Genomic DNA, 20,822 nt, shown 5'->3' with positions numbered 1-20,822 from the left:
ATTAATTTTAAATGTCAAGTTAAAAAACAGTTAATTTTTTAAATTTAACAGAAAAATAAAAAAGGGGTTGCAGTAACCCCCTTTGAACTTAATAAATCTATATATTTTTAGTTGGTTTAGTTATACCGATTAAAATACAAGTTACAAGAGAACCAACGATAACAGATAGTAGGTACATCATTGGATTTGTAATAATAGGTAAAACGAATAAACCACCGTGAGGTGCTGGTAATTGACATTTGAATGCCATTGATAAACCACCAGCTAAAGCAGAACCGATAACGCAACTAGGGATAACTCTAATTGGATCAGCAGCAGCAAAAGGGATAGCTCCTTCGGTAATAAAAGATGCACCCATTATGTAGTTTGTTAAACCAGCTTCTCTTTCCTCTTTGGAAAACTTATTTTTAAAGAAAGTAGTAGCTAAAGCAATACCTAAAGGAGGAGTCATTCCACCAGCCATAACAGCAGCATGAGGATAGTAGTTTCCAGCAGCAATAGCAGCAATACCAAATGTAAACGCAGCTTTGTTGATAGGACCTCCCATATCAATAGCCATCATCCCACCAACAATAGCTCCTAATAAGATAAGGTTACCAGTACCAAGAGAGTTTAAAAAGTTAGTAATTCCACTGTTTACAGCAGCAACTGGAGATATAACAACAGTATACATAAGAACACCAGTTATTAGAATTCCAAATAAAGGATATAAAAGAACAGGCTTAATTCCCTCTAATTTTTCAGGAAGTTTAGCAAATACCTTTTTTAAGAATAGAATAACATAACCACCAAGGAAACCTCCAACTAAACCACCAAGGAAACCGCCACCATTGTTAGCAGAGATTAATCCGCCCACCATAGCAGGAGCAAATCCAGGTCTATCAGCAATACTCATTCCTATAAATCCTGCAAGAACTGGAACCATTAAGAAGAAAGCATTCCCTCCACCAATATCCATTAAAAGTTTAGCAATAGGACTAAAACTTGGGTCAGTAGGATCAGATGCCTTTATACCGAATATGAAAGATATTGCAATTAAGATACCTCCACCAACAACAAATGGTAGCATATTAGAAACTCCGCTCATTAAATGCTTGTAGAACCCTTTTCTTTCACTAGTTCCAGAAGATGTTTTAGTTTCTTTATTTGAATATAATGGTGCTGTTTGATCTAAAGCTTTTTGGATTAACTCTTGAGGTCTTTTAATTCCCTCTTTAACTCCAACGATTTCAACATGCTTTCCGTTAAATCTAGCCATCTCAACATTTTTATCGGCAGCGATTATAATTCCTTTTGCATTTTTAATCTCTTCATCTGTAAGATGATTTTTAACTCCTGTAGATCCATTAGTTTCTACTTTAATTTTAATACCCATCTCTTTAGCTTTTTTATTCAAAGCTTCAGCAGCCATATATGTATGAGCAATTCCAGTAGGACAAGCAGTTACAGCAAGCACTTGATAATCATTATCCTCTTCTTTAGGCGGGACAAGTTCTTCTCCTGCATTGTCCTCTTTTAAAAGAATATCTAAAACCTCTTGTTCAGTTTTTACTTTTAAAAGTTGCTCTCTAATATCATCATCTAATAAAAGAGATGTCAGTTGAGATAATGTTTCAATATGTGAATCAGTAGCATTGGCAGGAGCAGCAATCATGAAAAATAGTTTAGATGGTTCACCATCTAAAGAATCGTAATCGATTCCATCTTTACAAAGTCCAAATGCAACAGTAGGAATTTTAACAGATGCTGATTTCCCATGAGGAATAGCAATTCCTTCTTCTAGACCTGTAGAGCTTTGCTCCTCTCTATTTAAAATGGTTTTTCTAAATTCATCTTTATCGTTAAGTCTACCAGCATTGTAAAGAACATCAACAAGCTCATCGATAACTTCTATTTTACTTTTAGCATTTAAATTTAATTTTATACAATCTTTTACTAACATTTTATCTAACATTATATTCCTCCCATTTATAATTTAATAATTTCAATATTTTTTAATAAATTTGTCATAGTATCAAAAGTCGCTAACCCTTTAGAGAAAGCAGTAGCACTTCCAGAAGCGATTCCGATTTCATAGCACTCTTTTAAAGATAAAGATTTATTAAGCCCATATATAAATCCACCAATCATTGAATCCCCAGATCCATTTGAGCTAATAAGAGTACCTTTAGGAACTCCACTCATAAAAATTTCTTCTTCTGTTATAAAGATAGAGCCTTTAGAACCTAAAGAGATTAAAACATTTTGAGCACCCATTTTCTGAAGTTTTTTACCAGCTTCAACTAACTCTTCAGTAGTTGAAAAATTAGAGTTGAAAAATTCATTGATTTCGTCCTTGTTTGGTTTTATTAAAAACACACCTTTTTTTAAAGCAATTTCGAAAGGAAGCCCTCTAGTATCTAAAATAACTTTTACATCCTTTGGAATACTTTCGATAATATCAGCATATATAGTAGAAGGTAAAGAAGACGGAACGCTTCCAGATAGTGCTAAAATATCATTGGCTTTAAGATTAGTTTTTAAAAAATCAAGTAACTCTTGAAGATTTTCTTTTGAAATTGTAGGAGAAGTACCTGCAATCTCACTTTCAAGTCCATTATTATTTATTTTAATATTTATACGAGTATCTTCATTAACATTAAAAAACTTAGTGTTTAAACCATCTTGATTTAAACTATTTTTAATAAACTCTCCAGTAAAACCACCAATAAATCCTAAGCAAACCGATTCTGTATTAAAATTTTTTAAAATTTTAGATACATTAATCCCTTTTCCTCCTGGAAGTTTATATGTTTCTTTAGGAGTATTTAAGTTTCCTTCAACAAAAGAATCAAAGGCTAAAAAATAATCTAAAGCAGGATTTAAAGTTAACGTATATATCATTTTACTACCTCCACTTTTATTATATTTTTATATTCTTTAGAAAGTGGCTTATCTGTAATTAAAGTCCCTTTATCTAAAGTAGAAAAAATAGTGAAACTACTTTTTCCAATTTTTGAATGATCACAAAGAAAAAAAGTATTTATACTTTTGTTGATAGCTTCACTTTTAATAAGAGCTTCTTCAAAGTCAGGAGTGCTATAACCATCTTGATTAACAGCATTAACTCCAATAAAGGCATATTGAAAATTAAAAGTTTTTAGATATTGTGCTGCTGAAAATCCAACAGTACAGCTAGTTTTACTTTTAATCTTACCGCCAATTAAAAAACTTTCAATTTCATATTTTTCTAATTCATCTATTAAATTTAATCCGTTTGTCACAACTTTAATATTAAGATTCTTTAAATACTTAATCATACAAAGAGTTGTTGTCCCAGCATCTAAGAAAATATAGGAATCTCTTTTAATAAAACTTGTAGCATATTTGGCAATTTTTTCTTTTTCTACTCTATTAAGATTTCTTCTATATTGGATGTTAAAATCCTTTGTAGTATCTAAAGAGTTATTTAAAATAGCTCCACCATGAACTCTTTTAACAAGTTCTTTTTTTTCTAAAGAAGCTAAATCTCTTCGAGCAGTAGCTTCTGAAATATTTAAAAGTTCAACGATTTCTTGAAGTTTTACAACCTCTTTTTGTTTTAAAAGTTCTAAAATCGAATTTTCTCTTTCTATATTCAACATAAACTCACATCCTTTATAGAAAGTATATTATCATAGTATAAAATAAAAATCAATCATTTTCTTTCAAAATCTTTCAAAAACAATCAAAAATAAAAAAATGAAGGATTTTTATAAAATAAAGATTATAATAAAAATATAGGAGGGAGTTATAATGAATATAGATTTTACAGAAAAAATAATTGGAAAAGAAAAATATTTTAATTCTGCTGTAATAGCACTAGTTATTGAAAAAAATGATGAGAAATATTTTTTGTTTGAAAAAAGAGCTAGAGGTGTAAGGCAAGGAGGAGATGTATCCTTTCCAGGTGGAAAAATAGAAATGGATGAAACTAGTTTAGAAGCGGCATTAAGAGAGTGTAAAGAAGAGATTGGTATAGATGAAATAGATGTTAAAGGAAAAATAGGGACACTAGTGATACCTTCAGGGATAATGGTAGAAGCTTTTTTAGGTGTTGTAGAAGAGGAAAAACTAAAGAATTTAAAAATAAATGAGGATGAAGTTGAAGAGTGTTTTATAGTTCCCATTGATTTTTTTAAAAAATATCCTCCAAGAATTGAAAAATTAGAAGTGGAAACTAAGCCGTATTATTATGAAAATGGGGAGAAATTTGTATTTCCAGCAGTGGAGTTAAACTTACCTAAAATGTATCATTCCCCTTGGAAGAGTTCACCAAGAGAGGTTTATATCTATATTTATGAAGATAAGGTTATATGGGGATTAACGGCGGAGATTATAAAAGAAGCTATAAAATATTTGTAGTTATATAAAAAGAGACTATTTTGTAAAAATAGTCTCTTTAAAGAATTTAAAAATATGGTTTTATAAAATACAGAAACATCGTAATAGCAAGAAGATCAGCAGCACCACCTGGACTAATTCTTTTTTCTATAAACTCCTTTTCAATTTCAGTTAATAAATTTATATCTAAAGAGGTATTGTCGAATTTTAAATGTAAATGTTTAGCTTTAAGTTTTACAAAATTTAAAATTTCAATATCGTGTCTGTGTAAAATAGTTGTATCCTCTAGAGTGCTCATTAAAAATATAAGGGTTCTAATCATTGCATGATTAATATGCTCACCAGAAAGTAAGGATTTTTCAAAAATTTTAACTGAACTATCAAAAATAATATCTAAGCCATTTTTTACAACTCCTCTTACACCAACTACCCCATGTTTAATATATAGTTTTTCTCCATGAGTAAGAGAAGTTTTTTTATGAATATCATTAAAATCTTTTAGAATATCTCGACACATATCTTTTATTAGAAAAGAGATTTCATTAAAAGGTAAGTTTTTAAACTTTGCTTTGGCTCCTAAAGCCGCAGTAATACCCATTAAGAAAATCATTCCTTTATGTGTGTTAATGTTGTGAGTAGCTAAAAACATATTATCTTCAGCAACTTTTCCCATAAATCTTATTTTCTTAAAAATTAAATCAACTGATAAAGGTGAATATCCAGCATTTACAACTTTTTTAAAGTAACTATTTAAAGAAAATCCACTATCAATAAAGGTAAAAAAATCCATATCTTCGTGAGAACCGTTGGTATGAGGTGAAACTAACCCAAAAGATGGAGAGGCAGAAACCTCTAAAACAATTGATTTTAAAGCTAGATTTGAGAAAGCGTTTACTATTTCTATTTTATTACGTTCAGAATTTAAGTACTCCTCTAATCTCTTTTCAATAGCTATTTGAACCTCTTTTTGGGTATGTTTTTTAGTTCTAGCACAAACAAAGGCCATATCACTACAAAGAAGACATTGTCTTTTTTCTCCACCAAAGTCTTTTCTAGAAAATGGATAGCCGTTATTATCGAAAACATCAATATCAACACATCGACCTAAAATGTGAGATTCTTCAATTTCCATAGCAATTTTTTTTATATTCTTACCTGAGTAATCAATTGAATATATATACGTAGGTCCTTCGATAGATTCAATTTTTTTTGAATATGTAATTTGTGAATTGAAAATTTCTAAAATTTCATCTTTTATAATCTCAACAATATATTTAGCAACAAAACTATTTTTCTCCTCTCCAGGATAGTTAGCTCTTAAAACTAAAATTGGATTTTTAAAATTTTCAATAATTTCATTTTGAATCTCTACTCTTTTTTCTCTCATTAATAAAAATTCTTCTAAGTTAAACATCTATATTAGTGAACAGAGTTAGAATTTTTGATTCTCTCTGTAATCTCCTTCCCTTTTTCTGAAATTAAGTATTCGTAAGTAGAATATGGAACTAAATTTTTAACTTCATCCAATTTGTCCTCTTTTAAAAGAGCACGAACTTGTGAGGCACTTATAGCACAATGTTCCATCTCTTTTCTTGGAATAATACAAACTTTTAAATTAAATTCCTTAAAAGTTTCAATCATAGTATCATTGTATTTTTTAGTTATTTCACAAAACGGTTCTTCACCAACAAATCTAGTTGAAATATGAAGTTTTTTGCAAAAGTATTCAGCAGTTATTTTAGTATCTAATTTCATAAATTCAACTAAAGAATCATCCTCTTTTCTTAAAAAGTAATTAGGAAATGTAGCTGAAGATATAACATACTCTGTACTAGGTAAAACAGTTACATTTTTTAAATGCTCAGTTCCTTTTTTTACTAGAGCAATTCTGTCTAAAAATGGAAAAGAAGATTTATCCTCTTCAACAACTAAAACTAAAATATTATCCATTTTGTTAGCAGCAGTCTCAATAAGAAATTGATGACCTAAAGTGAAGGGATTACAATTCATTATCAAAAGTCCATTATCAGTATTTTCCTTCCAATTTAATTGTGATTTTATTTTATCAATAGTTTTATCGATAGAATTCATTCCGATTTCAAGAAGAGCTACTTTATCAGTTTTTGAAATTGGTTTAAATCCAACACCTTTAAAAATATCTTCATTTGAAGGTTTTGTAAAAACAAAAGTATGAAAAATCCCTTGATCAAAAGATTTATTAAGAAGTGTTGTAACAAGAGTGTTTGTAACACCTTCTCCTCTTAAAGAGTCATCTATAGCAAAGCATTTTATTATATTTTTACTTTTAGAGGCTGTTGCAACAATCTCCTCATTTTTTCTAATAACTAAAGAGTAATCAATAGTTTCATCAAAATTTAGTTGAAACTTTTTTAAGAACTCTTTAAGTTCGTTTTTTTGATAGTTGCTATTTAAATTAAGTGTTTCTATATTCATTGTGCTTGTGTTACCCCCTCTTTAATAAGTTGGAATTTACTTGTTATATCATCGATATATTGAATAAATATATTTTGAGATTCAGCTAAGATTTCATTTTTTGAAAGACTGTACACTACATAAACTTTATTATTTTCCATCCAAGTATCTTTTTCAATAGATTTTTGTACAAGTTGAGTAGCAGTATAATCCATTAAGTCAGATAAAGCAGGAGATAATATTTTTTTAGTATAAGGATCAGCAGGAACTAGGAAAGATTTAAAAACTATCTCTTCTTCAGCTAAAATTTTAGATTTTAATTTTTCTTTAGCTTCACGAACAGCTTTTCCAGTTGCAACAAGTGTACCACTACTTCCAATTTTTGAAGAACCAATTCCAATTACTTCATTTTCAGAATCAATAGAAGTAGTCATTCGCTCAGTATTTTCAGTATTCTCCATAGAATTTGGTATTGAAAGATTATTACATCCACTTAAGAAAAAGATAAGAGATAAAGCTGTAAGTTTTTTTAACATTGTAACTTCCCCCTTTAAAATTAAATTATATGCTTGGTATAGTACCTAAAATTATAGTATTTAAATTTTCAAAATCTTTTAAGTTTTTAAATAAAATTAAATTTATAAAAAGATTTTGTTCAATTTCTATATATTCTTTAGAAATTATATCATTGTGTAAAATATAAGTGATATCATTGTCTTTAAAAATAGAGTTATTATAAGAGGAGAATAAGTATAAAATCTCTTCATTTAAATTAACTTTATTAATAAGATACCAATTATTTTTTTTTATAAAATCTATAATCTCTTTGGAAAATGGAGTTAAAATATATTTAACAGAGTCTAAATCTAGCTCTTCAAACTGATTAATAACAATTGGATTAACGTATTCGCCAAAAATTTTTTTAACTCCAATTAGGGATAAAGCGTTGTATTTTATACCTACATTAAGTACGCCTTCAAGTTTTCTACAAAAAGATATAATTTCAGTGTAAAAACTTTGAATTTGGTTAGGAGCGAGCCCTGAAAATTCACTTAATTTTTTATAGATAGCGACCTCTCTTTCAGGAACATATATACGGCTGTTGTCTTTTGATTTTGTTACACCAACTTGGTGAACAATATCCATTCTGTTTAAAATTAACTCTACAATTTTTTTATCGATTGTGTCTATTTCTTCTCTTAATTTATTAATATCACGTGTAATTTTAATCACCCATTTCATGAACATTATCAATACATATTCTATAATATAAAGGTGTCAAAATCAAATAATTATTGAAATATAATGAAAAATCTTATAGAATGAGATATTGAAATGTTTAAAAATAAATAGAAGTTTCAGGAGGAAAATATGAAGTTTTTTTCTTTGAATAAAAAAAAGTATGCGACTTTAACTGTTAAAGAAAATAAATCAGAGAATAAAAAAGTTGAAGAAAAAGAAGAAAAAATAATAAAAAAAACAAAAATAACAGGACTTTGGGAAAAATGTCCAGAGTGTCATGAAATTGTTTATAAAAATGATATTGAACAAAATTTACAAAAATGTCCGCACTGTGATTATTATTTTTCAATGAGTGCCAGAGAGAGAATCTCTCTTTTAATAGATGAGAGTACTTTCCAAGAGATGGATAAAAATTTAACTTCAGAAAATCCACTAGATTTTCCAGGGTATACAGAAAAATACGAGGCAGCAGTAGAAAAAACAGGAATGTTAGAGGGTGTTGTAGCAGGAATTGGAGATATTTTTGGAATAAAAGTAAGTATAGCGGTTATGGATTTTGATTTCTTAGGCGGAAGTATGGGATCTGTTGTAGGAGAGAAAATAACAAGAGCGATAGAAAGAGGAATAAAATTTAAAGTTCCAGTAGTTATAGTGTCTTCATCTGGAGGAGCTAGAATGCACGAAGGGATACTTTCACTTATGCAAATGGCAAAAACTTCAGCTGCACTAGAAAAGTTAAGGGAAGTAGGAGTTCCGTTTGTTTCGATTCCAGTAAATCCTACAACAGGGGGAGTAACAGCTTCTTTTGCAATGTTAGGAGATATAATTATGACAGAACCAGATGCTTTAATAGGATTTGCAGGACAAAGAGTAATTGAGCAGACAATAAAACAAAAGTTACCAAACGGATTCCAAAGAAGTGAGTTTTTACAAGAGTGTGGAATGATTGATGTGATAACAAAGAGAGAGGATATGAAGAGAACTCTTCATAAAATTTTAGATAATGTAATCTAAAAATCATTTAGTTATAGGAGAGTGACATGAAATTTAATAGTGAAATTTTAGATTTAGAAACTAAAATAGTAGAACTTAAAAATTTTTCAAAAGAAAAAAATATAGATTTGAGCTTAGAGATAGAAAAACTTTCAAAACAAAGAGATGAGTATTTAAAAGCTGCCTATGAAGATTTAACTGATTGGGATAGAGTAGCTATAGCACGTCATCCAGAAAGACCATATACTCTAGATTATATAGAAAATATGACAACTGATTTTATAGAGTTGCACGGAGATAGATTATGCAAAGATGATGCTGCAATAGTTGGAGGTCTTTGCAAAATAGATGGGAAAAAAGTCATGATTGTTGGGCATCAAAAAGGAAGAACTATTGAAGAGAATATTTTTAGAAATTTTGGAATGGCAAGTCCTGAAGGGTATAGAAAAGCTTTAAGATTATTTAAACTGGCTGAAAGATTCTCAATTCCTATAGTGAATTTAATAGATACAGCAGGAGCATATCCTGGAATAGAAGCAGAGAAACATGGGCAAGGAGAAGCTATTGCTAGAAACTTATTGGAAATGGCAGGCTTAAAAGTACCAATAATTTCTGTTGTAATAGGTGAAGGAGGATCAGGAGGTGCTTTAGCATTAGGAGTAGCAGATAAAGTTTATATGTTAGAAAATTCAGTTTACTCTGTAATATCTCCAGAAGGATGTGCGGCAATTCTTTATAAAGATTCTTCTAAAGCCCCAGAAGCAGCAAATAACTTAAAAATATCAGGTCATAGTTTACAGAGTTTAGGTATAATTGATGGTATAGTTAAAGAGCCTCTAGGAGGGGCTCATAGGAACTATAAGTGTGCAGCAAATGATCTAAAAAGTGTTATTTTATCATCACTTTTAGAGTTATCTAAATTAGATGTAGATACTTTACTAAAAAATAGATATAATAAGTTTAGAAAAATGGGAAGTTTTACAGAGAAAACAATCTAAATTTTAATAGAAAGTGTCGGAGGTGTTAAGCTTATGAAAAAAATAGCTGTTTTAACAAGTGGAGGAGACGCTCCTGGAATGAACGCTGCAGTAAGAGCGGTAGCTAAAGTAGCCTTAGCAAAAGGGATGGAAGTATACGGAATAAGAAGAGGATATCTAGGGATGGTTCATGATGAGATATTCCAAATGAATGGAAGTCATGTATCAGGAATTATTGATAGAGGTGGAACAGTTCTTTTAACAGCTAGATGTTTAGAGTTTAAGGACCCAAAATTTAGAGCAATAGCTGCTGAGAATTTAAAGAAAAGAGGAATTGAAGGGATTGTAGTTGTAGGAGGAGATGGATCTTATAGAGGTGCTGATTTACTATCTAAAGAGCACGGATTTAAGGTTGTAGGATTACCTGGAACAATTGACAATGATATAATAGGAACAGATTATACAATAGGTTTTGACACATGTTTAAATACAATATTAGATGCTATGTCAAAATTAAGAGATACAGCAACTTCACATGAAAGAACGATTTTGATGGAAGTAATGGGAAGACATGCAGGAGATCTAGCTCTTCATGCTACATTAGCAGGTGGAGGAGATGGAGTTCTAATTCCTGAAATAGAGGAACCAATTGAGATGTTAGCTTATCAAATTAAAGAGAGAAGAAGACAAGGAAAGTTACATGATATAGTTCTAGTAGCTGAAGGTGTTGGAAGCGTTTTTGAAATTGAAAAGCAATTGAAAGAAAAAGTAACAACAGAAGTAAGAAGTATAGTTCTAGCTCATGTTCAAAGAGGTGGAACACCATCAGGGTTTGACAGGGTCTTAGCAACTAAGATGGGAGCAAAAGCAGTTGAACTTCTTGAAGCAGGAGAGGGTGGAGTTATGGTAGGAATTGAAAGTAATGAATTAATAACTCATCCAATATCGTTTGCTTGGGAAGGTAAAAGAAAATATGATATTAGAAAAGATTATGAATTAGCATTAACACTTTGTAAATAGGAGCTGATGAGAATATGATTACAGTTTTAGATGTTGTTAGAAAAGAAAGAAGAAAAAATAAGATTAAAAGAGAAATTGAAGATAATGATAGAAAAGTAAGAGATAACAGAAAAAGAGTTGATCTTTTAACAAATTTAAAGGAGTACCTAAAGCCTGGAATGAGTTATGCTGAAATTATTGATATAATTGAAAACATGAAAGGTGATTATGAGGATAGAGTTGATGACTATATAATCAAAAATGCTGAGTTAGGAAAAGAAAGAAGAGAAATTTCTAAAAGCATAAAAGAGATTACAAGAACATTAGCTCAAAAAGCTCCAATAGAAAAAAAGTAATAAGGAGTTTAAATGGCAACTAAGTCATTAGAGATATTGATAGATGAATTCAATAGATTACCTGGAATTGGAAGGAAAAGTGCAGTAAGATTAGCATTTCATGTTTTAGAGATGTCAGATCAAGAAGTTGAAAGATTTTCTAAAGCTTTAAAAGATGTAAAGGAAACTGTAAAAAAATGTACAATCTGTGGTAATTTTAGTGAAAATGATACTTGCGATATATGTAGAGATGAATTTAGAGATAAGAATATTATCTGTGTTGTAGAGGATAGTAGAGATATAATTCCTCTAGAAAAAACAAAGAGATATAAAGGGAGTTATCACGTTTTAAACGGTAAAATAGATCCATTAAACGGAATGACCCCAGATAAACTAAATCTAAAATCATTATTAGAAAGAGTAGCAAAAGAAGATATTCAAGAGGTTATACTTGCTTTGAATCCAGATTTAGAGGGAGAGACAACAGCTTTATATCTAACAAAACTTTTAAAGACATTTGACGTAAAAGTAACAAAAATAGCTAGTGGAATTCCAATGGGTGGAAATATAGAATTTGCTGATGTAGCAACTATATCAAGAGCTTTAGATGGAAGACAAGAGATATAAAAAAGTCGGATTAATCCGACTTTTTTTATTTTAAATCTATGATAGCTTTTTCTAAACAATCAAGAGTAAATCTAACTCTGTCTTCACGAGCATTTTCTCCCATGTGTCCTATTCTAATGACTTTTCCAGCTAAAGGACCATAAGAACCAGAAAGTAAGATATTATACTTAGTTTTTAAATGAACTAACAGATCTTCTGCTCTTATTCCTTCAGGAGGATAAAATGCTGTAACTGTAGGTGAGAAATTTGATTCTAAATATAATGAACAACCTAACTCTTTAAGTCTTTCAATACAAAGATCTCTCATCTCTTCGTGTCTATCAAATACTCTAAATAAAGTTTCAGATAATAGATTATCAATAGCAGTTCCTAAACTAATAATATCACTAGCAGGCATAGTATAAGGAAAAGACTTGTTTTCCTCTATATTTTTCCAATGAAGTAAATTACAGTAAAATGATGGAATAGGGGTTGTTCTATTTTCCATTGCATGCCAAGCGTCATCACTAACAGCAACAATAGTTAGACCAGGGGCAGCGGAAAAAACCTTTTGAGATGCTGATAACAGAATATCAACACTCCATTCATCCATTTTAAAATCTACTCCTCCAAGAGCTGCAACTGTATCAACGACAGTCAAAATACCTTTAGATTTTAGAAGTTGGCATACAGGACCAATATCATTAAGAAGTCCACTAGGAGTATCACAATGTATTACTGTAGCATATTTAAAATCAGAGTCTTTTTCTAAAAAATCTTTAAGATTTTCTAAATCGATAGATTTTTTCCAACTTGATTCAAATAGAGTAACCTCTCCTCCATAAGGCACAATAAGTTCTTTGAAACCTTCTCCAAAAAAACCATTAGAAATAACGAGAACTCTATCTCCTTTTTCAGTAAGAGAAGCACAAGCAGCATCTAGTCCAAGCATTCCTTCTCCACTCATTATAAGAATTTTAGAATGGTCTGATCCAATAAAATTTCTAAGTCTATGACAAACAAATTTATAATAACTTAGAAAGTCAGGATCGAGATCGGGGTTTCCGAATACCTTACTTCTTGCATGTAAAGTATTGCCTGAAACAGTAGTAGGCCCAGCGGTCATCATTAGGTAGTTAGGTCTGTAAAATAACATTTTAAATCCTCCTTGATTTTAGTTTTTACAAGAAAAATAACTTACTTTATATGTTAATATTGTAGATTTAAAACTTTTGGTTAAAGAATAACTGGAGCTTGAAAAACCAGTAACTCCAGTTTCTTTTAAATGTTTTAAAGCTTTCAGAGGAGTAGGAAACTCTAGAGTAAACTTCTCTTCTTGAAATTCCACAAAAGTATAGTATTTTTTTAAAATTTGATAAATCTCTTCAGTGCTTTTATAATCTAAAGATACTCCAAAATGGTTAAAAATTTCAATTAGATTTCCTTTTGAATAGATAGAGAAAACTAATTGTGAAGTATTTTTAGAGATTTTATAAATAAGGTTTTCTAAATTCTCGACCCACTGAAAGGCAGAACTAGAAACAATTAAAGAATATTTTTTTAATGTTAGTGTTTCCATATTTTCGATAAAAAAATCTCGGTATGATATATTTGAGAAAAAATCTTGAGTATTAAAGATATCATTTAAATCTAAATAGTTGAAATTTAATGTTTCTAAGAGAGTTTTAGTGAAAATTCCAGTACCACATCCTAACTCTAAAATAGTATCATATTTTTTAGATTTATCAATAAATGTTAAAAGTTTTTTAGCTACTTTTTTCTGAGTAACCGCATTATGATCATAATTTTTAAACTGTTTATTAAAATTCATCTTCTTCACCAATGATATCCCTCCATTTTTTGAGAATGTCAAAAGGATAGTGACCACACTCAAGAGTAGTGATAGTGCTAGCCTCTTTTTCATAAAATTTTAACTGCTTTGAGTATGGAATGATTCGATCATATTTTCCAAGAAAAATTTTATTGAAAGTATGATGGCTTTCTAGAGGATTATAAAGGATATTTTCTAACTCTATTTTTAGTTTATCCAAATTTGGAGTTTTATAAAAATACTCTAAAGGGAGCTCCATATTGATATAAAATTTTTTTAAGTTATCCAGTGAAAGAGTTTCTAGAGTTAGTTTAAACATCTTCAGTGATATCCCATATTTTCCAATAATGTATGGAACACCATTTATAGCTATGGATGAACAGTTTAATTCCTTATGTTCTAATAAAAATCTAGAAGCATAATAAACACCAAAAGACCAACCGATAACACAAATTTTTTTATATTTAGAGAAATCGATATTATTAACAATATAGGGATAGTTAAGACAGTGAACTTCAATATAGTTATCACAAATAAGGTTTTCTATAATGTTACTATTCATTCCCCATCCATTAAAAAAAAGTACTAAGTGCATAATTTAACTCCTGAAAAAAATCAATGATATTATTTTTCGATAAACTAGGAGATAAACCAATTCTAATTCTAGATGTTCCTTTAGGAACTGTAGGTTCTTTTACTCCATAAACAAAATATTTCTTTTCTTTTAAATAACTAGTAATCTTATCTAACCTTTCATTATCTCCAATAATTATAGATATAATATGAGTTGTAGATAGAGTATTCATATTATATTTTTTTATTAGAAAATGGGCTAGTTCTTGTAGATTGAGAAGGTGCCGACGTTGTTCTTCAAATAATTCCATTTTTTCTAGAAGAAATAGATTCCAAGCAATATTAACAGGTGGAAGGGCTGTAGTATAAATAAACTTTCTTCCTTTATTAATAATATAATCCTTATATAGTTGATCACAAATTAAATATGAACCAGTGGATCCACCACCTTTCCCAAGTGGAATGGTAAGAAAATCGATATCTTTAATCAAGTTATCACTATATGCCATTCCATAGGAGTAAACTCCAAAAGAGTGAGCCTCATCAATAATTAAGTAAAACTTGAACTCCTTTTTTAATTTAACAAGTTCTTTAAGATGGACACAGTCCCCATCCATACTATAGATAGTTTCTGAAATAACAAAAATATTTTCAAATTTATCTATATTTTTTTCTAAAATTTTTTTTAAATGGTTAAGGTCTAGATGTCTGTACCTTAATAAAGTTGCATTACTATGCAATATGCCATCATGAATACTTGCATGATTTAGTCTATCACTAATGACTAAAGTATTTTCATTACAAAATGTTTCTATCACACAGCAGTTGCAATCAAATCCACTATTAAAAAATATAACAGGTTTTTTATATATAGTTTCAGCTAATTCCTCTAATTTCATAACCAAAGGATATGATCCACTAATTAATCTAGAAGAGCTAGAAGAAAGTGCTAGATTTGGATATTTTTTATAAAACTCTTCAATTAAAAGTGTATTACTACCAAATCCCATATAATCATTAGATGAAAGATTTAAAAAATCTCGGTTTAATGTAGTTAATTTTCTAAAACGATTTTCATCTTTAAAGTTTTCTAATTCTTTTTTTATTTTTTCCTTTAACATAGTTAATCACCAAAAATATTATACCTAAAAAGATAAAAAAAAGCCATTAGAAAGAAGAAGTAAATATTATATGTACATATATACTTTAAAAACAAATGTGCACTTTTTAATAAAAGTTGCATTTTTTATATATAGATGCTAATATTAACCTAATAAAATAAAGTTATTTTTTAAAATAAATTGCACACTTAAAAAAAGGAGTTAATATGCAGTTAACAGAAAGACAAAGAGAGATTGTAGAGATAATTAAAAAAAATGGGCCTATAACAGGGGATGAGATAGCTAAAATGATATACATTACTAGATCAGCTCTTAGAACAGATTTTTCAATTTTAAAGAAAATGTCAATAATAAAATCAAAGCAAAAAGTAGGATATACCTATAATGAAGCTTTTGTAGAATCAAATAATAAAACATTAGTAAAACATATAATGGGAATGCCAATAACGATAGATGAAAGCTATTCAGTTTATAAAACAGTACTTCTTATGTTTGAAAAAGATATAGGAACAATATTTATAACAAAGGATGGGAATCTTTCAGGTATTGTTTCAAGAAAAGATTTGCTTAGAATCGCTATTGGGAAAAGAGATATTGAGCAAATACCTATAAATCTTATAATGACAAGAATGCCTAACATAGTATTCTCTACAGAGGATGAGACGATAGAGGATTGTGTGAAAAAAATAATTGAGCACCAAATAGACTCAGTACCTGTTGTTAGAATAACAGAGAAGAATGGAAAGGAGATATATAAAGTAGTTGGGAGATTTACTAAAACAAATGTCAGTAAATTACTACTTGATATATTAGAAAATAAGAATAAAGAAAAAAGTGAATAATTTTAATTAAAATAAATTAGAAAGTTCAGGAGAGAGAAAATGAAAAATATTTACTTATTTAATGAAGGGTATGGTTTAGAAAAAATGATATTAGGTGGAAAGGGAGCCAACCTAGTAGAAATGAAAAAGATAGGACTGCCTATTCCAAATGGGTTAATAGCAACAACAGTAGCTTGTAAGAATTATTTTAAGAATGAGAATTGTTTATCAGTAGATATGATAAAAGATATAAAAGAGGGAATAAAAAAATTAGAAATAGAGACAGGTAAGGAGTTTGAGGGAGAAAATCCTTTACTAGTTTCAGTGAGATCAGGTGCACCAATATCTATGCCAGGAATGATGGATACCATTCTTAACTTAGGATTAAATGATAATACTGTTAAAAAATTAATTGAGAAAACTAAAAATGAAAAATTTGTATATGAAATATATTTGAGATTTATAGAGATGTTTGCAGAAATTGTAAAAGGAGTTTCAAGAGAAAAGTTTATAAAAGTTAAAGAATATTCTAAAGAGAAAACTTATAGGGAAGTAGTTGAAGCTTTTAAAGGATTATATTGGATTGAAACAGGTGAGTTTTTTCCAGAGAATCCAGAGGAACAAATTTTAATGGCAATTGAATCTATTTTTAAATCTTGGAATAATGAAAGAGCAAAAATATATAGACAACTAAATAATATAGATGAAAGTATGGGGACAGCTGTTGTAGTTCAAGAAATGGTATTTGGTAATTTTAATGAGTTATCAGGAACAGGAGTAGCTTTTACAAGAAATCCATCAACAGGAGAAAATGAACTATTTGGAGAGTATTTATTAGAGGCTCAAGGAGAAGATATTGTAGCAGGAATAAGAACACCGCACTCTATCGAAACAATGAAAAACCAACTTCCAAATATTTATGAAGAGTTTTTAAGTATTGCAAAATCATTGGAAAAGCACTATGGAGATATGCAAGATATTGAGTTTACCATAGAGGATGGAAAACTATTTATACTTCAAACAAGAAATGGAAAAAGAAGTCCAAATGCATCTATAAAAATAGCTGTAGATATGGTAAATGAAAATATAATAACTAAAGAAAAAGCTATATTAATGGTCGATACAGAATTATTACCTCAAGTTTTTAATGGGACATTTGAGGAGGTTGATATAGTTGGAAAAAAGTTTCTAGGGAAAGGATTACCAGGTTCAGCAGGAGTAGCCGTGGGAAAAGTAGTTCTTTCCACAGACAAAATAAAAGAAGGAGAATCTGTAATTTTAGTGAGGGTGGAAACTTCCCCAGAAGATATCAAAGGTATGAGTTTAGCTAAAGGAATTGTAACTGTTAAAGGAGGAGCAACATCTCATGGAGCTGTAGTAGCTAGAGGGATGGGAAAATGTTGTGTAACAGGATGTGAAGAGATAAAAATAGATTCTAGCGAAGAGTTCTTTACTATAAACGGAGAGAGAGTTCAAGAGGGAGAGATTATCTCTATAAATGGATACAATGGAGATATTTATAGAGGTGCCATAAAACTAAAAATGGGAGAGCTTAGTGAAGAGTTAAAAGAGTTTTTAGAGTGGTGTAAAGAGATTAAAACTTTAGAAGTTAGAATGAATGCAGATACTCCAACAGATGTAATAGTTGGAAAAGGTTTTGGGGCTGAGGGAATAGGGCTTTGTAGAACAGAACATATGTTTTTTGAAGATGAAAAAATATGGAGTGTTAGAGAGATGATAATTGCTAATACAAAAGAGGATAGAGATAAAGCTTTAGAAAAACTTTTGGAACTTCAGAAAATTGATTTTAAAAAGATGTTACATAAACTAGGTGGATTACCTATGAATGTAAGACTTTTAGATCCACCATTTCACGAGTTTTTACCTAAAACAGAGAAAGATATACAAAAACTAGCAGTGTTATTAGAAAAATGTCCAAAAGAGATTGAAAGTAGAATAAAAGAGTTAAAAGAAGAAAATCCAATGTTAGGACACAGAGGATGTAGATTAGCAATTACTTTCCCTGAGATTTATGAGATGCAAGCAAGAGCTATAATAGAGTCAGCTATTGAGTGTAAAGGAGAGGGGGGAAGTTGTGAAATAGAGATAATGATACCTTTTATTGGAGGTATCAGTGAGTTTAAATATATAAAAGATGGAATTTTAAAAGAGATTGAAAAAGTTTTTGATGAAAAAAATGAAAAGATAGATTATAAATTGGGTACTATGATGGAACTACCAAGAGCTTGCCTAATAGCTAATGAAATTGCTGAAGAGAGTGCATTTTTCTCATTTGGAACGAATGATCTAACTCAAACAACATATGGAATCTCAAGAGATGATTCTATAAAGTTCATAGATCACTACAAAGCTAAAAATATAATGAAAAGAGATCCATTCCAATCAATAGATACACGTGGAGTTGGTAAATTAATAGTTTTAGCTAAAGAGTTAGGTCAAGGTGTGAAACCAAATATAAAAATAGGAGTTTGTGGAGAGCACGGGGGGGATCCTAAAAGTATTGAGTATTTCAATGAGTTGGGATTTAATTATGTTAGTTGTTCACCATTTAGAGTTCCAATTGCAATAGTTGCATCAGCACAAAGTGCCATACTAAAAAGGATGAGTTGATATGAATATAAAAGAGGAAGAATTAAAATACTTGAAACTTTTAGCTAAAAATTTTCCAACAATTGCTGAAACAGCCACAGAGATAATAAATTTAGAAGCAATTTTATCTTTACCAAAGGGAACAGAACATTTTATAAGTGATATACATGGGGAATATGAAGCTTTTAATCATGTTTTAAAAAATTGTTCAGGTGTAATTAAAGAAAAAATAGAAAATATATTTATAAATTTACTGGAAAAGGAAAAAAATCAATTGGCAACAGTGATATACTATCCTAAAGAAAAAATAGAACTTATTCAATCTTTAGGTGTAGATATGGAAGAGTGGTATAAAAGAACTATACCAAGAATATTAGAAGTTTTAAAAGTAGTTTCCTCTAAGTATACAAGATCAAAAGTAGGAAAGGCTATGACAAAAGAGTTTTCCTATATCATTCAAGAGCTTTTATATGAGCGTGCTGAAGAGAAAAATAAAAAGGATTACGTAGAAGGTATTATAAATACGATAATAGATATTGGAAGAGGTAAGGAGTTTATAATAAATGTAAGTATGCTTATTCAAAGACTAGTTGTAGATACATTACACATAGTAGGAGATATTTATGATAGAGGACCATATCCACATAAAATAATGGATAAACTTATGAAGTACCATAATGTGGATATTCAATGGGGAAATCATGATATATTGTGGGTAGGTGCAGCTTGTGGACATGGGGCTTGCATAGCAAATGCTATTAGAATATGCTTGAGATACTCTAATAGAGAGATATTAGAAGATGGATATGGAATAAACTTATTACCCTTAGCAACTTTAGCTCTGGAGTTTTATGGTGATGATTCGTGTAGTCAGTTTAAACCAAAAACAAAAGATAAAAGTAGTGATGAAGAGTTACTCTCTAAAATGCATAAAGCTATTTCAATTATTCAATTTAAGTTAGAGGGAGAAGTAATAAAAAGAAATCCAACATTTAATATGGCAGATAGACTTTTACTTCATAATTTAGATAACTCATATTTAACATTAGATAGAGATAATCTTTACAGTTTAAATGAAAGAGAAAAAGAAGTGGTAGAAGGATTGATGAGAAGTTTTAAAAATAGTGAAAAACTTCAGGAACATATAAAATTTTTATTAGAAAAAGGTAGTGTCTATTTAAAAAGGAACTCAAATCTATTATTTCATGGATGCATGCCATTAGATGAAAAAGGCGGATTTAGAGAGGTAGATATTTTTGGAAAAAAATATTCAGGAAAAAGATTATTTGAAAGATGTGACCAACTTTGTAGAGAGGGATACTATGATGAAAATAACATTCAAGGTAAAGATTTTATATGGTATCTTTGGTGCGGGAAAGATTCGCCACTTTTTGGAAAAGATAAAATGAGAACTTTTGAAAGATATTTCTTCTTAGATAAAGAGAGTCATAAAGAAAATTATGACTATTATTATGAATTTTCTGAAAATAAAGAGGTTGCTGATAGAATATTAAAAGAGTTTGGAATATTAGATAAGTATTCTCATATAATAAATGGTCATGTTCCAGTCAAGGTAAGAAAGGGTGAAACACCAATAAGAGCCCAAGGTAAGTTGATACTTATAGATGGTGGTTTTTCAAAAGCTTATCAATTTACAACAGGAATAGCAGGATATACTTTAATTTTTAATTCCCATGGAAAAAGACTAGTTTGTCATAAGCCTTTTGAAAATATTGGAGATTCTGTAGAAAAATGTTTAGATTTTCAATCTACAACTGAGATTGTAGACAGTAAAAAAGAGAGATTAAAAGTAAGAGATACAGATATAGGAAAAGATTTAGAGAGCCAAGTTAAAGAGCTAAAAAAGTTATTGTATTGCTATAAAATGGGAATAATAAAAAGTGTATAAAATAAGGAAG

20 protein-coding genes are annotated in these 20,822 nt (G+C 29.5%); 9 read left to right on the top strand and 11 right to left on the bottom strand.

Annotated elements, in window-relative coordinates:
• Window positions 1–97: 97 nt before the first annotated feature.
• Genes ACRC8M_RS11625 through ACRC8M_RS11615 form a run of 3 tightly spaced genes read right to left on the bottom strand, consistent with a single transcriptional unit; the run spans window position 98 to window position 3,623 of the window.
• Window positions 98–1,954, bottom strand: a complete 1,857-nt coding sequence (locus ACRC8M_RS11625) for a PTS fructose transporter subunit IIABC (RefSeq protein WP_438529282.1) — start codon at window positions 1,952–1,954, stop codon at window positions 98–100.
• Between the two features lie 14 nt (window positions 1,955–1,968).
• On the bottom strand, window positions 1,969–2,883 hold the full coding sequence (pfkB, locus tag ACRC8M_RS11620) for a 1-phosphofructokinase (RefSeq protein ID WP_438529281.1): 915 nt from the start codon (window positions 2,881–2,883) through the stop codon (window positions 1,969–1,971).
• Entirely contained in the window at window positions 2,880–3,623 is a 744-nt protein-coding gene (locus tag ACRC8M_RS11615) for a DeoR/GlpR family DNA-binding transcription regulator (RefSeq protein ID WP_438529280.1), read from the bottom strand. The genes pfkB and ACRC8M_RS11615 overlap by 4 nt, the downstream gene beginning before the upstream one ends.
• Before the next feature lie 151 nt (window positions 3,624–3,774).
• Between ACRC8M_RS11615 and ACRC8M_RS11610 the strand changes: the two genes are divergently transcribed.
• The gene (locus ACRC8M_RS11610) at window positions 3,775–4,383 is read left to right on the top strand and encodes an NUDIX hydrolase (protein ID WP_438529279.1); all 609 of its coding nucleotides are present in this window, start codon (window positions 3,775–3,777) and stop codon (window positions 4,381–4,383) included.
• 46 nt (window positions 4,384–4,429) lie between these two features.
• Here the strand turns inward: ACRC8M_RS11610 and citX are convergent, their stop codons facing one another.
• The 4 genes from citX to ACRC8M_RS11590 are packed head-to-tail and all read right to left on the bottom strand — an operon-like array spanning window position 4,430 to window position 8,037.
• Window positions 4,430–5,776, bottom strand: a complete 1,347-nt coding sequence (citX, locus tag ACRC8M_RS11605; protein ID WP_438529278.1) for a citrate lyase holo-[acyl-carrier protein] synthase — start codon at window positions 5,774–5,776, stop codon at window positions 4,430–4,432.
• 5 nt (window positions 5,777–5,781) lie between these two features.
• Entirely contained in the window at window positions 5,782–6,816 is a 1,035-nt protein-coding gene (gene citC / locus ACRC8M_RS11600) for a [citrate (pro-3S)-lyase] ligase (RefSeq protein WP_438529277.1), read from the bottom strand.
• Window positions 6,813–7,331 carry a hypothetical protein gene (locus ACRC8M_RS11595; protein WP_438529276.1) on the bottom strand — a complete coding sequence of 173 codons (519 nt, stop codon included), beginning with the start codon at window positions 7,329–7,331 and terminating at the stop codon, window positions 6,813–6,815. Before ACRC8M_RS11595 ends, citC begins: the two co-directional genes overlap by 4 nt.
• A gap of 25 nt (window positions 7,332–7,356) precedes the next feature.
• Window positions 7,357–8,037, bottom strand: a complete 681-nt coding sequence (locus tag ACRC8M_RS11590) for a chorismate mutase (RefSeq protein ID WP_438529275.1) — start codon at window positions 8,035–8,037, stop codon at window positions 7,357–7,359.
• Window positions 8,038–8,166: 129 nt separating this feature from the next.
• Between ACRC8M_RS11590 and accD the strand changes: the two genes are divergently transcribed.
• Genes accD through recR form a run of 5 tightly spaced genes read left to right on the top strand, consistent with a single transcriptional unit; the run spans window position 8,167 to window position 11,968 of the window.
• Window positions 8,167–9,051 (top strand): acetyl-CoA carboxylase, carboxyltransferase subunit beta, encoded by an 885-nt coding sequence (gene accD / locus ACRC8M_RS11585; protein WP_438529274.1) that lies wholly within the window; start codon window positions 8,167–8,169, stop codon window positions 9,049–9,051.
• Window positions 9,052–9,077: 26 nt separating this feature from the next.
• Window positions 9,078–10,028 (top strand): acetyl-CoA carboxylase carboxyltransferase subunit alpha, encoded by a 951-nt coding sequence (locus tag ACRC8M_RS11580; protein ID WP_438529273.1) that lies wholly within the window; start codon window positions 9,078–9,080, stop codon window positions 10,026–10,028.
• A gap of 33 nt (window positions 10,029–10,061) precedes the next feature.
• Window positions 10,062–11,027, top strand: a complete 966-nt coding sequence (gene pfkA / locus ACRC8M_RS11575) for a 6-phosphofructokinase (RefSeq protein WP_438529272.1) — start codon at window positions 10,062–10,064, stop codon at window positions 11,025–11,027.
• 14 nt (window positions 11,028–11,041) lie between these two features.
• Window positions 11,042–11,362 (top strand): DUF496 family protein, encoded by a 321-nt coding sequence (locus tag ACRC8M_RS11570; RefSeq protein ID WP_240219541.1) that lies wholly within the window; start codon window positions 11,042–11,044, stop codon window positions 11,360–11,362.
• 12 nt (window positions 11,363–11,374) lie between these two features.
• Window positions 11,375–11,968 carry a recombination mediator RecR gene (recR, locus tag ACRC8M_RS11565; RefSeq protein ID WP_438529271.1) on the top strand — a complete coding sequence of 198 codons (594 nt, stop codon included), beginning with the start codon at window positions 11,375–11,377 and terminating at the stop codon, window positions 11,966–11,968.
• 25 nt (window positions 11,969–11,993) lie between these two features.
• Here the strand turns inward: recR and ACRC8M_RS11560 are convergent, their stop codons facing one another.
• From ACRC8M_RS11560 to ACRC8M_RS11545, 4 genes are read right to left on the bottom strand one after another with little or no spacing between them, the layout of a single operon-like run.
• Window positions 11,994–13,103 carry a pyridoxal-phosphate-dependent aminotransferase family protein gene (locus ACRC8M_RS11560; protein ID WP_438529270.1) on the bottom strand — a complete coding sequence of 370 codons (1,110 nt, stop codon included), beginning with the start codon at window positions 13,101–13,103 and terminating at the stop codon, window positions 11,994–11,996.
• Window positions 13,104–13,121: 18 nt separating this feature from the next.
• Entirely contained in the window at window positions 13,122–13,778 is a 657-nt protein-coding gene (locus tag ACRC8M_RS11555; protein WP_438529314.1) for a methyltransferase domain-containing protein, read from the bottom strand.
• Window positions 13,768–14,373 (bottom strand): pimeloyl-ACP methyl esterase BioG family protein, encoded by a 606-nt coding sequence (locus tag ACRC8M_RS11550; RefSeq protein ID WP_438529269.1) that lies wholly within the window; start codon window positions 14,371–14,373, stop codon window positions 13,768–13,770. The genes ACRC8M_RS11555 and ACRC8M_RS11550 overlap by 11 nt, the downstream gene beginning before the upstream one ends.
• Window positions 14,351–15,472 (bottom strand): aminotransferase class I/II-fold pyridoxal phosphate-dependent enzyme, encoded by a 1,122-nt coding sequence (locus ACRC8M_RS11545; protein ID WP_438529268.1) that lies wholly within the window; start codon window positions 15,470–15,472, stop codon window positions 14,351–14,353. Before ACRC8M_RS11545 ends, ACRC8M_RS11550 begins: the two co-directional genes overlap by 23 nt.
• Before the next feature lie 206 nt (window positions 15,473–15,678).
• On the opposite strand from ACRC8M_RS11545, the gene ACRC8M_RS11540 reads away from it, so the two are divergent.
• Genes ACRC8M_RS11540 through ACRC8M_RS11530 form a run of 3 tightly spaced genes read left to right on the top strand, consistent with a single transcriptional unit; the run spans window position 15,679 to window position 20,812 of the window.
• Window positions 15,679–16,314 carry a helix-turn-helix transcriptional regulator gene (locus ACRC8M_RS11540; protein ID WP_240219547.1) on the top strand — a complete coding sequence of 212 codons (636 nt, stop codon included), beginning with the start codon at window positions 15,679–15,681 and terminating at the stop codon, window positions 16,312–16,314.
• A 39-nt stretch (window positions 16,315–16,353) separates the two neighbouring features.
• Complete coding sequence (gene ppdK / locus ACRC8M_RS11535; protein ID WP_438529267.1) at window positions 16,354–18,924, top strand: pyruvate, phosphate dikinase; 2,571 nt, start codon at window positions 16,354–16,356, stop codon at window positions 18,922–18,924.
• A gap of 1 nt (window position 18,925) precedes the next feature.
• Window positions 18,926–20,812, top strand: a complete 1,887-nt coding sequence (locus ACRC8M_RS11530; RefSeq protein ID WP_438529266.1) for a fructose-1,6-bisphosphatase — start codon at window positions 18,926–18,928, stop codon at window positions 20,810–20,812.
• The last annotated feature ends 10 nt before the right edge of the window (window positions 20,813–20,822 follow it).

The organism is Cetobacterium sp. (genome assembly GCF_051653945.1).
Lineage (GTDB): Bacteria > Fusobacteriota > Fusobacteriia > Fusobacteriales > Fusobacteriaceae > Cetobacterium_A.
This window is presented reverse-complemented; position numbering and strand designations above follow the sequence as displayed.

Coding starts and splice junctions, on each gene's coding strand:
- ACRC8M_RS11625 (WP_438529282.1), bottom strand. CDS start 1,954: ATGTTAGATAAAATGTTAGTAAAAGATTGTATAAAATTAAATTTAAAT.
- pfkB (WP_438529281.1), bottom strand. CDS start 2,883: ATGATATATACGTTAACTTTAAATCCTGCTTTAGATTATTTTTTAGCC.
- ACRC8M_RS11615 (WP_438529280.1), bottom strand. CDS start 3,623: ATGTTGAATATAGAAAGAGAAAATTCGATTTTAGAACTTTTAAAACAA.
- ACRC8M_RS11610 (WP_438529279.1), top strand. CDS start 3,775: ATGAATATAGATTTTACAGAAAAAATAATTGGAAAAGAAAAATATTTT.
- citX (WP_438529278.1), bottom strand. CDS start 5,776: ATGTTTAACTTAGAAGAATTTTTATTAATGAGAGAAAAAAGAGTAGAG.
- citC (WP_438529277.1), bottom strand. CDS start 6,816: ATGAATATAGAAACACTTAATTTAAATAGCAACTATCAAAAAAACGAA.
- ACRC8M_RS11595 (WP_438529276.1), bottom strand. CDS start 7,331: ATGTTAAAAAAACTTACAGCTTTATCTCTTATCTTTTTCTTAAGTGGA.
- ACRC8M_RS11590 (WP_438529275.1), bottom strand. CDS start 8,037: ATGAAATGGGTGATTAAAATTACACGTGATATTAATAAATTAAGAGAA.
- accD (WP_438529274.1), top strand. CDS start 8,167: ATGAAGTTTTTTTCTTTGAATAAAAAAAAGTATGCGACTTTAACTGTT.
- ACRC8M_RS11580 (WP_438529273.1), top strand. CDS start 9,078: ATGAAATTTAATAGTGAAATTTTAGATTTAGAAACTAAAATAGTAGAA.
- pfkA (WP_438529272.1), top strand. CDS start 10,062: ATGAAAAAAATAGCTGTTTTAACAAGTGGAGGAGACGCTCCTGGAATG.
- ACRC8M_RS11570 (WP_240219541.1), top strand. CDS start 11,042: ATGATTACAGTTTTAGATGTTGTTAGAAAAGAAAGAAGAAAAAATAAG.
- recR (WP_438529271.1), top strand. CDS start 11,375: ATGGCAACTAAGTCATTAGAGATATTGATAGATGAATTCAATAGATTA.
- ACRC8M_RS11560 (WP_438529270.1), bottom strand. CDS start 13,103: ATGTTATTTTACAGACCTAACTACCTAATGATGACCGCTGGGCCTACT.
- ACRC8M_RS11555 (WP_438529314.1), bottom strand. CDS start 13,778: ATGAATTTTAATAAACAGTTTAAAAATTATGATCATAATGCGGTTACT.
- ACRC8M_RS11550 (WP_438529269.1), bottom strand. CDS start 14,373: ATGCACTTAGTACTTTTTTTTAATGGATGGGGAATGAATAGTAACATT.
- ACRC8M_RS11545 (WP_438529268.1), bottom strand. CDS start 15,472: ATGTTAAAGGAAAAAATAAAAAAAGAATTAGAAAACTTTAAAGATGAA.
- ACRC8M_RS11540 (WP_240219547.1), top strand. CDS start 15,679: ATGCAGTTAACAGAAAGACAAAGAGAGATTGTAGAGATAATTAAAAAA.
- ppdK (WP_438529267.1), top strand. CDS start 16,354: ATGAAAAATATTTACTTATTTAATGAAGGGTATGGTTTAGAAAAAATG.
- ACRC8M_RS11530 (WP_438529266.1), top strand. CDS start 18,926: ATGAATATAAAAGAGGAAGAATTAAAATACTTGAAACTTTTAGCTAAA.